Origin of the sequence: Nocardia cyriacigeorgica (genome assembly GCF_029868385.1) — a bacterium.
GTDB lineage: Bacteria > Actinomycetota > Actinomycetes > Mycobacteriales > Mycobacteriaceae > Nocardia > Nocardia cyriacigeorgica_F.
The window spans coordinates 77,886-89,691 of sequence record NZ_JARWNX010000020.1; the positions used below are offsets into that span (position 1 = coordinate 77,886).

The window sequence follows — 11,806 nt, forward strand, 5'->3', positions numbered from 1 at the left end:
TCGCTCAGACGGTCGATGGTTCGGGGCTGCGCGCACGTGGACCCAGGTTCACCCGCATGTGTTCGTAGCCGTGCAGGGTGAACAATTGCCTGCGACGTGGGGGACCGTCCAGGCGCAGGTCGGGGAAGCGTTCGAAGAGACCACGCAGGGCGTGGGTGGCTTCCATGCGGGCCAGGCTGGCGCCGAGGCAGACGTGGATACCACTGCTGAAGGTGAGATGGTCCTTGGCATCGGCGCGGGTCACGTCGAAACGAGCCGGGTCCTCGAAGACCGCGGGGTCGCGGTTCGCCCCTGCCAGTGACAGCACGATGGTCGCACCGGCGCGCAACGGCACACCCTCCAGCTCCAGATCCTCGAGTGTGTTGCGCGCCGTGGTCTGGACCGGTGGATCGAACCGCAGCACTTCCTCGATCGCGTTCGGCCACAGCTCCGGTTCCTCGCGCAACCGGGCCAGCTGCCCGGGGTGGGCGAGCAGCTGGGCGACACCATTGCTGATCAGGTTCACCGTGGTCTCGAAACCGGCCCCCATCAGCAGACTGGCGGTCGCGATGAGTTCTTCGGTATCCAATTCGCCCGCGGTGACCAGGGTGCTCAGAATGTCGTCGCCGGGCGTGCGGCGCAGGTGTTCGATGTGGTCGATCAGGTAGCGGTTCATGAAATGGGTGGCATCCATCGCGCGGTTGTGCGCCCGCCAGGAGATCCCCAGGTCCAGCAGCGGGGTCATCCGATCGCCCCAGCGCAGGAACATCTCGCGGTCCCGGTCGGGGAAGCCGAGCATCTCGGAGATGATCGCGATCGGCACCTGCGCGGCATAGGACTCCACCAGATCCGCGCTGCCGTTGGCGGGTAGCGCCTCGAGCAGTTCGGCGGTGACCGTCTCGACCCGGTCGCGCAGTCTGCCGATGGCGCGTGGCGTGAAGGCCGAGGACACCGGTTTACGCATCCTGGTGTGCTCGGGTGGGTCGATCACCAGCATCGACGGCGGTTCCACCGGGTTCGGCGGTACCGGGAAATGTCCGGCCAGCCGACGCAGCGGTCCCGGTAGCGCGAAACTCTCCGGGGTGCGTACCCCGAACCGGTTGTCGCGCAGAATGGTTCGGATCAAACCGTGGTCGAAGCTGGCCCAGGCGATGGACGCCCGCTGCAAACGGCCCGCGCCGCGTAACTGCTCTATCAGCGGATACGGGTCGTCGACCCCGTCCGGCCCGCCCATCAATTGCGCGAACGCGTCACCACGACGCGCCTGCGTGCGCAGGACCGCACGCGGCATACCGTGCATCGACAACCACCGGAACGAATACTGTGGCTTCATCTCTCACCCGACCCCGTCGTCTGATGTGTGCGATATCACCACCGTACGGAACGCGCGCATCAGCGGGAACGTCCCGGAGTCGGACAATCGACCTATACCACGGTAGGAGCCGGGCGCGCCTATCCCCGCAGTGCAGTGACCCGTTCGGTCTCCACGCGCCGCTCGCGCAGCGCCGGATCCGGGTTGACCACCTGCACCAGCGAGGCGCCCGCCGCGAGAACCGCAACGAAGCCGTCGATGAGTTCGGCCGGGGTATCCCACGGTGTGCTCGACAGCACCCGGTCGCCCTCGGAGAACCCTTGGCGCAGCGCCGATGTGCGGGCCTGCGCCAGAACCTCGGAGACCGACATCCCATCCAGGGCGATACCGATCCCGCCGGGCAGGAACTGATCGCCGTGCACCCGCACCGAGGTGGCGAAATCGGTGACGCCCACCGGCAGATCGCGCACCGGCATCCCCATCGGGTCCAGCGACAGCACCGCGACCTCGCCCGCGCCGTCGGTGTCGTCGAGCCGGTCGACGGTGGCGAGGGCCAGATCCGCGTCGGGATCGGGATGCAGGACCACCTCCGTCCCGGCCCACCAGCAGCCGAGCAGTACGGCGGCGGTCTGCCAGTGCGCGGGCAGCAGGACCGCGACCCGCGCGCCCGGGGTGAGCCCGAATTCGTCGCGGACCAGGTTGGCGGTCTTGGCCGCCCAGTTGGCCAACGTCAGACCGGACAGTTCGATCCTGGCCCCGGTGGCATCGTCGTAGTAGGTGACGCGCGGACCCGCGGGTTCGCGCGCGAGGATCGGGTCCAGCACCGCCTCGGTGAGGGTCGGTGTCTGCTCGAGATCACGCATCGGCTGATTCACGCTCACTGGCTGGTTCATGCACGGTGGCTAATTCACGCATGTCGGTCCGTTCTTGCCTGCATCGATCGGCGGAGCGGGCGGTACGGGGGTGGCGGAGGTCGACGGAGTGTCGAAGTCGAACATGCCGCCCGCCTCCGACCCGGGACCAGAATAGTCGCTCGCCAGCACCACGCTCACCGTATCCGCCGGAACGGAATCATCGGCGAGCACCGTCAGCCCGCCGAGCGCCTCGGCGACGGCCTTCGCCTTCGGATCCGAGGTCGAGGCGGCGAGCACCCGGCTGCTCGTGACCGATTCGCCGGTGTAGTTGTCCACCTCGCCCTGCTGGAAACCCTTGGCGCTCAGGGCCTGCGACACCTCGCCCGCGAGGCCGCCGACCAGGCTCGCGTTGAAGACGTTCACCGTCACCGTCGACGGCGCGACGGCCGGTTCGTCGGACTCCTCGCTCTCCTCCCCGACCAGGGAGGCCACATAGTTCTTCACCGCCTTCGGCTCCACCCGGACCACCGATTCACCGTCGGCGGTGGTGCCGTTGAGATCGGCCACCGGGATCGTCTCGAAGGTGACGTTGCCGCCGGTCAGATCCTGGAGCTGCTGCAAGAACGCCAGCACATCCCAGTCCTCGTCGAGCACGATGGTGCGCCCGACGGCCTCGCTCAATTCGCTCAGCCTGCTCGGATTGCTCAAGGTGTCCTTGCTCAACACCTGCTGCACCAGCTGGGCCATGAACACCTGCTGGCGCACGATCCGGTCCAGATCGCCGCGCGGCAGATCATGGCGCTGCCGGACGAAACTCAGCGCGCGCGGCCCGTCGAGACGCTGTCTGCCCGCCGGGAACGAGGCGCCCGACATCCATTCGTCGACCGGATTGTTCAGGCAGACGTCCACCCCGCCGACCGCATCGGTGAGCAGTACGAACCCGAGCAGGCTCACCTCGGCGTAATGGTCGACGGTGATGCCGGTGAGCCCGGCGACCGTCTTCACCAGGGCTTGCCGGCCCGACTGGGTGGATTTGCGTTCGGCTTCCTGTTCGGAGACGCCGTCGTCGAGCAGTTCCTGCTGCTCCTGCTGTTTGGTGATGCCGTAGGCGGAATTGATCTTGCCCTTGCCGAGGCCGGGGATGTCGACGTAGGAGTCGCGGGGGATGGAGATGGCGGTGGCCGAACTGCCGTCGTTGGGCACCCGGACCAGCACGATGGTGTCGGTATTGGTGCCGATCTCGTCACCGGCGTGCAGCATGGCGCGTTCGGTCTCGGTGAGTGGATTGCCGTGGGCGTCGGTGCGCGAATCGACGCCGACCAGCAGGATGTCGACCGCGCCGTCCTGACCGCCGCCGAGGCCGAGGTCGGAAATGCGTTCGATATTGGAGATGAGGCTGTCCACACTGCGCCAGGCCAGCCCGGTGAGCACCAGCACGAGTACAGCGATCACCGCGACCAGTGCACGCACCGGGCCGAACGAACTCGATTCCCACGCGGTGTCCGACGTCGGCGCGCCGCCCCCGTTTGCCGCGCTCCTCCGCTGCGCCACCTGCGATCCTCTCCACCGCACCGGATCCGCTAGACGGACCCGGTGTCCGATTCCAGTCCTTTCGACTCAGCGTCGCTCATGACACCCAGCCCCGTCACGAGGCTAACCAACGGCAACGGTGGTGGAGCCGAACCGCTGGTGTCACGGCGTGCCAGACTGGCCGGATGACCGCCGCCATACCGCCTCGGGACCCGTCCGACCCAGCCCTCATCGAGCGCGTCGTGGTGACCGGTGCGGGCGGGCTGCTCGGCCACGAGCTATGCCGGCTCGCGCCCGGGGCGCGCGCGTTCGGCCGTCGCGAGCTCGATATCACCGATGCCGATGCGGTGCGCGCCGTCATCCGGCCCGGTGACGTGGTGCTCAACTGTGCCGCGTTCACCAATGTCGACGCAGCCGAATCCGAGCCGGAGGCGGCTTCGGCGGCCAATGCGACCGGCCCCGCCGTACTGGCCGCCGCCTGCGCCGGGGCCGGAGCGCGGCTGATCCACATCTCCACCGACTACGTCTTCGACGGCACGGCCACCCGGCCGTACGAGACCACCGATCCCACCGCGCCGCTGTCGGTCTACGGGCAGACCAAACTGGCCGGTGAACAGGCCGTCCTCGCCTCGGCGGCCCAAGTGCACGTGGTGCGCACCTCCTGGGTGTTCCGGGCGGCGGGCGGTGATTTCGTGGCGACCATGCGGCGCCTGGAACGCGAACGCGACACCATCGATGTGGTCGACGACCAGCTCAGCTGCCCCACCTACGGCGGCGATCTGGCCCGTGCCCTGCTGGAACTGGCGCGCACCCCGGACGCACCGCGCCTATTGCATGCCACCAACGCGGGCACCGCGAGCCGATTCGAGTTGGCGCGAGCGGTTTTCGCCGGGGTGGGCGCCGATCCGGAGCGGGTACGGCCCTGCGATTCGTCGACATTCCCCAGACCCGCTCGGCGCCCGGCGTATTCGGTGCTGTCGGACGCGTCTTGGCTCGGTGCGGGTTTGACGCCGCTGCGCCCTTGGCGTGGCGCGCTCGAAGCCGCACTGACCGAGCACGCACGTTAGGCTTGACCGCTGTGAGCCCCTCCGATTCCACGGGTCAGCCGAGCCTGGCCGTCGTCACGGTCACCTACTCGCCCGGTGAGCACCTCGAGCATTTCATCAGCACGCTTGCCACCGCCACCGCGGAGAAGCCGCAGGTGATCCTGGCCGACAACGGCTCGGTCGACGGTGTGCCCGAGCTGGTGGCCGAGGCCAACTCGCATGTGCGGTTGCTCCGTACCGGCGGCAATATCGGCTACGGCGGCGCCATCAACCGGGCCGTCGCCGAACTGGATCCGTCGATCGAATTCGTGATCATCTCCAACCCGGACATCCGCTGGGGCAGCGACGCCATCGATGAGCTGCTCGCCGCCGCCGAACGCTGGCCACGCGCCGGTGCGCTCGGTCCGATGGTCCGGGAACCGGACGGCAGCGTCTACCCGTCGGCGCGTTCGGTGCCCGGCCTGCTCGACGGCGCCGGTCACGCCATCCTCGGCTCGATCTGGAAGTCCAACCCGTGGACGGTGCGCTACCGCCAGGAGAACGAGCAGATCTCCGAACGGTCGGTCGGCTGGCTGTCCGGGTCCTGCCTGCTGGTGCGGCGCGCCGCATTCGACAGCATCGACGGCTTCGATTCGCGCTACTTCATGTACATGGAGGACGTCGACTTCGGCGACCGGATGGGCCGTGCGGGCTGGCACAACGTCTTCGTGCCGACCGCCGAGGTCACCCATGCCAAGGGGCATGCCGCCGGCCGTCATCCCGAGTTGATGCTGCCCGCCCACCACGCGAGCGCCTACCGGTTCCAGGCCGACCGGCATCCGCACTGGTGGCAGGCCCCGTTGCGGTTGGCGCTTCGGGTCGGACTTGCGGTCCGCTCCCGGATTGCGGTTCGATCTGCGCTGCGTGCGAAGGCGCGTGACGAAGCTTCGTGAGTGCACCGCTCGCGGACGATCCACTGTGAACAGAGGACCCTCGATGTCAGGACATTCAGGCACCGACGCCGTGATTCTGGTCGGCGGTCAGGGGACGCGGCTGCGTCCGCTGACCCTGTCGGCGCCCAAGCCGATGCTGCCGACGGCCGGACTGCCGTTCCTGACCCATCTGCTCGCCCGGATCGCCGAAGCGGGCATCACCCATGTGGTGCTGGGCACCTCGTTCAAGGCCGAGGTGTTCGAGGAGCATTTCGGTGACGGCGCCGATCTCGGGCTCGATATCGAGTACGTCACCGAGACCGAGCCGCTGGGCACCGGTGGCGGTATCCGCAATGTGCTGCCCAAGCTGCGCGCCGACAACGTCATGGTGTTCAACGGTGATGTGCTCGGCGGCACCGATCTGGGCGCGATCCTCGATACCCACGAGTCCACGAAGGCCGACGTCACGCTGCATCTGGTGCGGGTGAGCGATCCGCGTGCCTTCGGTTGTGTGCCGACCGACGAGGACGGCCGGGTCACCGCGTTCCTGGAGAAGACCCAGGATCCGCCGACCGATCAGATCAATGCCGGATGCTATGTGTTCCGGCGCGAATACATCGAGAAGATCCCCGCGGGGCGTCCGGTGTCGGTGGAACGCGAGGTGTTCCCCGCCCTGCTCACCGAGGGTGCCAGGCTCCAGGGGCACGTCGACACCTCGTACTGGCGCGATATGGGCACTCCCGAGGATTTCGTGCGCGGGTCGGCGGATCTGGTGCGCGGTATCGCGCCCTCACCGGCATTGCCCGGTCAGCGCGGTGAATCGCTGGTGCATCACGGTGCCGGGGTGGCGCCGGGTGCGCTGCTGATCGGCGGTACGGTCGTCGGCCGTGGCGCCGAGGTCGGTGCCGGGGCCCGCCTCGACGGTGCGGTGCTGTTCGACGGTGCGCGGGTGGAGGCCGGGGCGACCGTCGAACGTTCGATCATCGGGTTCGGTGCGCGGATCGGTCCGCGGGCGCTGGTCCGCGATGCCGTCATCGGTGACGGTGCGAGTGTCGGCGCCCGCTGTGAGCTGCTGCGCGGTGCGCGGATCTGGCCGGGGGTGGAGCTCCCCGACGGCGGTATCCGCTTCTCCACCGACGTCTGATCAGGACGCCCACTTCTCCGGGTGCAGGAAGTGCTGGGTGATGGCATTGGCGTGGCCGTGGCCGAACTTGTGTTACCGATCACATGGCCGCGTCGGTGCGGTGACCTGCGGCGCCCCGCGCGCGAGCTAACTAGCCGAGCTAGCGTGTCTAGCGCTGCTAGAATTTCAGCGTGACCACCCGTACCCGTAAGGACCGTGAGCGCGCCGAGCGGCATCAGCGCATCATCGACACCGCCCGTGAACTCGCCGAGACGCAAGGGTGGGAGGCCGTGACGGTACGTAGGCTCGCCGACCGGATCGAATACAGCCAACCCGTTCTGTACAGCCATTTCACCGGGAAAACCGCCATCGTGACGGCGGTCGCCGAACAGGGTTTCGTCGAACTCGCCGCCCTCCTGCACGGCGCTCGCGTCGCCGCGACCACTCCGGCCGACGCCTTGGCCGCCGTCGTCACCGCCTATCTCGACTTCGCCGCCACCCACCCCGCCCGCTACGACGCGATGTTCCTGATGCGCACGGAACTGACCTTCGGCCCGGACGCCCCCGAACCCCTGCGCGCCTGCTACGCCGAAATCGAACAGGCCTACGCACCGTTCGCCGGGGCGGCCGATGTCGAAACCGGGACCGAAGTGACCTGGGCCGCCATCCACGGCCTCGCCACCCTCGACCAGGGTGGGCGCCTGCGCCCGCAATGGCGTGCCGAGCGGATGAAAGTACTGCTCGCGCAGCTGACCTCGGCCACCGACTGAACACCGCGCAATACCCGCACGGTGGCCGCGCGGCAGCGATTCTTCGGCGCCGATCTGGTCGACACCGACACGGGCGCGGTGCGGTCGGATCGCGTGGTGCTGTCGTGGGATGCGCGACCTATGCGGTGGCGTTCGGCGGCACGGTACCGCTGCTCGACGCGTGGGTGCCGCGGTTGCGCCCGGACCGTTCCGCATCGCGACTCGGGTGTGTCCAGCCGGACAGATGACCGGTCGGATGAAAGTCGCCGCCGGTGCCCGTCGGGCCCCACGCTGTCACGGGTGTGAATCCGCCGACGGCGCACGCTCGATGAGCGCACGGCACAATCGGGGGATGGCTGATGTGGTGGTGGTCGGGTCCGGGCCGAACGGGATGGCGGCCGCGGTGGTGCTGGCGCGGGCCGGGTTGTCGGTGGAGGTGTACGAGGCGCAGGACACGGCAGGGGGCGGATGCCGGACCGCCGAGGTGACGCTGCCGGGATTTCATCACGACACCTGCGCCGGTGCACATCCGATGGCGTTGGCGTCGCCGGTCTTCCGCGCGTTCGATCTGGCCGAGCACGGGGTGGAACTGCTGACGCCGGAGGCCTCCTACGCGCATCCGCTCGACGGGGGACGCGCCGGGGTCGCCTGGCGCGATCTGGACCGCACCGCCGCGGGGCTCGGGGTGGACGGCCGGGCTTGGCGGTCGCTGTTCGGGCCGCTGGTACGTGACTGGTCGCAGGTGGTGGATCTGGCGATGTCGGATCTGCGGCATATGCCCGCGCTGTCGCCGACCGCCGTCCGGTTCGGGCTGCGGATGCTGGAGCAGGGGTCACCGCTGTGGAATATCCGGTTCCACGAGGAAGAAGCGCCCGCCCTGCTCTCCGGTGTCGCCACCCATGCGATCACCGTGCCGCGCGCCCTGCCCGCCGTCGGTGCCGGTCTGCTGCTGGGCACGCTCGCGCACGCCGGTGGCTGGGTGATCCCGCGCGGCGGCAGCCAGACGATCATCGACGCGCTGGTCGCCGAACTCGAACGGCTGGGCGGCCGGGTGATCACCGGACATCGGGTCGACTCGCTGGACGAATTCCGTGACGCCCGCGCGATCGTCCTCGATACCGCGCCCGCCGAACTACTGCGCATCGGCGGCGAACGCCTTCCCGACCGATACCGGCGCGGGCTCGATCGGTTCCGCTACGGCGGTGCGGCCTGCAAAGTGGATTTCGCGCTGTCCGGTCCGGTGCCGTGGCAGGCCGAAGGTGTCGCCTCGGCGGGCACGGTGCATCTGATCGGCACCCGCGCCGAGGCGACGGCCGCCGAACGCGCCGTGGCCGCGGGCCGACACGCCGAACGGCCCTATGTGCTGTCCATTCAGCCCGGCGTGGTCGATCCGAGCCGCGCGCCCGAGGGCAAACACACCTTCTACACCTACGCCCATGTGCCCAACGGCTCCGATCGCGATATCAGCGACACCGTGATCGCACAGGTCGAACGGTTCGCCCCGGGATTCCGCGATCTGATCCTCGCGACGAACGTGCGCACCGCCGTCGAGATGCCAGCCCACAATGCCAACTACATCGGCGGCGATATCTCCGCGGGCGCGATGACGCTGCGCCAGACCGCCTTCCGCCCCTTACCCCGCTGGAACCCGTATGCCACCCCGCTGCCCGGCGTCTATCTGTGTTCCTCGGCCACACCGCCGGGACCGGGTGTGCACGGAATGTGCGGGCTGCACGCGGCCCGCCATGTCCTGCGTTCGAGGTTCGGTGTGCGGACCGATCCGCTCGAACTGCTGCGCGGCTCGGCCGCTTGACCGGGGCCTCGGCCCCGTACACCGGTCGAGCCGCCGCGCGGTGACTGTGGCGGGTGTCCCAGCTCAGTAGGGCCGAACGTCCCTACTGACGCGCCTGGCCCGCGTCGTAGATTCGAAGCCGTGAGAACGACACTGCTCGCGGTCGTCGCCATCGCCGCGGTCACCGGTACCGGGACCGTCGTCGGCGTGGCGCCCACCGTCGCCGCCCAGCCCACACCAGCGATCGAACTGTTCACCGCGGACGGCCGGACCCCGCTGTCGGATACACCCGTACACGTTGGCGACACCATTGTCGTCCAGGGTAAGGGTTTCGATCCCGAGGCCAATACCTCCGGTCTGCCCGTTCCGGTCCCGCCGGGTGTTCCGCATGGCGTCTTCGTCACCTTCGGCGCGTTCGCACCGGATTGGCGTCCCTCACAGGGCGCGCCGAGCAGCGCCCGTGCCGCGCAGCGTTCCGCGGTGAAATGGGTGCTGTCGGAGTCCGCGCTGAACCGCGTGCCGAGCGCACCGTTCGATTTCCAGCGCACCATCCGCCACCAGTGGGTCGAACTGGAGCCCGACGGCGATTTCACCGCGACGCTCCAGGTGCGGGTGCCCGAGCAGATCCCCGCCGACGCTCGCTTCGGCGTCTACACCTACGGCGCCGCCGAAGCGGTCGACGCCGCCCAGGAACTCGCGGCGCCCGTGGTATTCGATCCGGTGCCGGGCCCGAACGCACCGGCGCCACCACCCGAGGATCTGCGCTGGGCCGTCGCTCCCGGGTTCGAGAACACCATCACCGACACTCTCCAGGGCACGCTGGCCGGTTCCGGCGGTGCGGGCGTCCACGAGGATGGCACCCTCGGATTCACCTTCGACTCCGCCGACCTCGACGCCACCGGCTACGGCATCGTGCGATACCGCGGCACCGCCATCGCCGCGACCCGCTTCCATCTCGGCGAGATCGCGCTGGCGAATCCGTGGATCGAATTCACACCCGACGGCACCTGGCTGAGCGCCGAGACCTCCACCTCCGACACCGTCGGCGCGGATTCGCTGGCCCGCACCCGGCTCGCCCGCCTCGATACCGGCCCGGCTGCGGGCACCACGAGCTGGACCGCCGTTCCCGCGCGCTTCGAGCCGATGCTGCGGCCGAATTCGCTACTGCCGTACGCCAACACTCAGGCCGCGCCGATCAGTTTCCGGATCGGCTGACGCACAGCGAGAGCGTCCTCGCCGTATCACCAGTGCGGCGGTGATCGGTTCAGCTGTGAATCCGGTACGGGCCGGAATCATCTGACCACGATGCCGTTCACATGGAACAGCGGCAGGACGAGCAGGCTGCGATCGGCCGGGCGGTGGCCGCGGGCTGTGGGTTTCGATCACGGCCCGCCGCTCGCCTCAGGCGGGTTGCGTCCGGTACAGATCCGGTTCCAGATAGATCACCCTTGCCGCAGGGACGGCTGCGCGGACGCGCGCCTCGGCGTCGTCGATCGCGGCCGCGATGGCGGCGATATCGAGGCCGGGCGCGACGGCGACCTTCGCCGCCACCAGCAGCTCCTCCGGGCCCATGTACTGGGTCTTGAGGTGGATGAGGCGGTCGATGCGCTCGCCGTCGACCAGGTTCTCCCGGATCGCGCGATCCTCGTCGGGGGTCGCGCCCTCACCGATGAGCAGGCTCTGCATCTCCACGATCAGCACGATCGCGATCACACCGAGCAGCACACCGATGGCCAGCGTGCCGATACCGTCGAAGACCGCGTTATCGGTGATCATGGTCAGTCCGACACCGCCGAGGGCGAAGATCAGACCGATCAGCGCGCCGGTGTCCTCCAGCAGCACCACCGGCAGCTCGGGGCTGCGGGAGTTGCGGATGAACCGCCACCAGCTGGCGTTGCCCTTGAGTGGGCGCGATTCGCGGACCGCGGTGGTGAAACTGTAGGTCTCCAGACCGATCGCGATCACCAGGATGACGATCGCGACGATCGGTGAACTCAGCTCCTCGGGATGCTGGATCTTGTGGATGCCCTCGTAGATCGCATACACCGAGCCGAGGGTGAACAGCACCAGCGCGACGACGAACGAATAGAAGTAGCGGTTGCGCCCGTACCCGAACGGATGCAGCTCATCGGCCTCCTGCTCGGCCCGGCGCTGACCGAACAGCAGCAGGCCCTGGTTGGAGGTATCGGCGACCGAGTGCACACCCTCGGCGAGCATGGACGCCGAACCGGTGATCGCCGCACCGACGAACTTGGCCACCGCGATGCCCGCGTTCGCCACCAACGCGGCGACGATCGCCTTCTTCCCACCACCAGCCGACATCCGGGCTGCCCTCCTGTTCGATGTGCCGCACCATCGCCGCGGTGCGCGGTCGGGGCCCCTTCGATCCGCCACGGACCGGAGCAGGCCGCGCATCAGACTATTCGAGACCGCCGCGATTCGCTGTCTCGGATCCTGAACCCGGTGCTACCGGGCTGCCGGTCGGGGTTGCGTGCCGAGGCCGTGACCGA

General features: G+C 68.8%; 10 protein-coding genes. 6 read left to right on the plus strand and 4 right to left on the minus strand.

What is annotated here, in order from left to right; all coding sequences use genetic code 11:
- Positions 1 to 4: 4 nt before the first annotated feature.
- From QH168_RS02270 to QH168_RS02280, 3 genes are all read right to left on the minus strand, one after another.
- Positions 5 to 1,312 carry a cytochrome P450 gene (locus QH168_RS02270; RefSeq protein WP_280232690.1) on the minus strand — a complete coding sequence of 436 codons (1,308 nt, stop codon included), beginning with the start codon at positions 1,310 to 1,312 and terminating at the stop codon, positions 5 to 7.
- A gap of 119 nt (positions 1,313 to 1,431) precedes the next feature.
- Positions 1,432 to 2,154: a TIGR03089 family protein gene (locus QH168_RS02275; protein ID WP_280232735.1), complete on the minus strand. Its 723-nt coding sequence runs from the start codon at positions 2,152 to 2,154 to the stop codon at positions 1,432 to 1,434.
- Positions 2,155 to 2,193: 39 nt separating this feature from the next.
- Positions 2,194 to 3,615: an LCP family protein gene (locus QH168_RS02280; RefSeq protein WP_280232736.1), complete on the minus strand. Its 1,422-nt coding sequence runs from the start codon at positions 3,613 to 3,615 to the stop codon at positions 2,194 to 2,196.
- 245 nt (positions 3,616 to 3,860) lie between these two features.
- Here QH168_RS02280 and rfbD point away from each other — a divergent pair, with 245 nt between their 5' ends.
- The 6 genes from rfbD (at position 3,861) to QH168_RS02310 (ending at position 10,511) form a co-directional block, all read left to right on the plus strand.
- Positions 3,861 to 4,742: a dTDP-4-dehydrorhamnose reductase gene (rfbD, locus tag QH168_RS02285; protein ID WP_280232691.1), complete on the plus strand. Its 882-nt coding sequence runs from the start codon at positions 3,861 to 3,863 to the stop codon at positions 4,740 to 4,742.
- Between the two features lie 11 nt (positions 4,743 to 4,753).
- Positions 4,754 to 5,653 carry a glycosyltransferase family 2 protein gene (locus tag QH168_RS02290; protein WP_280232692.1) on the plus strand — a complete coding sequence of 300 codons (900 nt, stop codon included), beginning with the start codon at positions 4,754 to 4,756 and terminating at the stop codon, positions 5,651 to 5,653.
- Between the two features lie 43 nt (positions 5,654 to 5,696).
- Positions 5,697 to 6,776: an NDP-sugar synthase gene (locus tag QH168_RS02295; RefSeq protein WP_280232693.1), complete on the plus strand. Its 1,080-nt coding sequence runs from the start codon at positions 5,697 to 5,699 to the stop codon at positions 6,774 to 6,776.
- A 170-nt stretch (positions 6,777 to 6,946) separates the two neighbouring features.
- A complete protein-coding gene (locus QH168_RS02300; protein WP_280232694.1) occupies positions 6,947 to 7,525 on the plus strand; it encodes a TetR/AcrR family transcriptional regulator in 579 nt (192 codons plus the stop codon).
- Positions 7,526 to 7,856: 331 nt separating this feature from the next.
- The gene (locus QH168_RS02305; protein ID WP_280232695.1) at positions 7,857 to 9,317 is read left to right on the plus strand and encodes a phytoene desaturase family protein; all 1,461 of its coding nucleotides are present in this window, start codon (positions 7,857 to 7,859) and stop codon (positions 9,315 to 9,317) included.
- 120 nt (positions 9,318 to 9,437) lie between these two features.
- A complete protein-coding gene (locus QH168_RS02310) occupies positions 9,438 to 10,511 on the plus strand; it encodes an HtaA domain-containing protein (protein ID WP_280232696.1) in 1,074 nt (357 codons plus the stop codon).
- 186 nt (positions 10,512 to 10,697) lie between these two features.
- Here QH168_RS02310 and QH168_RS02315 read toward each other — a convergent pair whose 3' ends face one another.
- Complete coding sequence (locus QH168_RS02315) at positions 10,698 to 11,618, minus strand: cation diffusion facilitator family transporter (RefSeq protein WP_280232697.1); 921 nt, start codon at positions 11,616 to 11,618, stop codon at positions 10,698 to 10,700.
- Between the last annotated feature and the right edge of the window lie 188 nt (positions 11,619 to 11,806).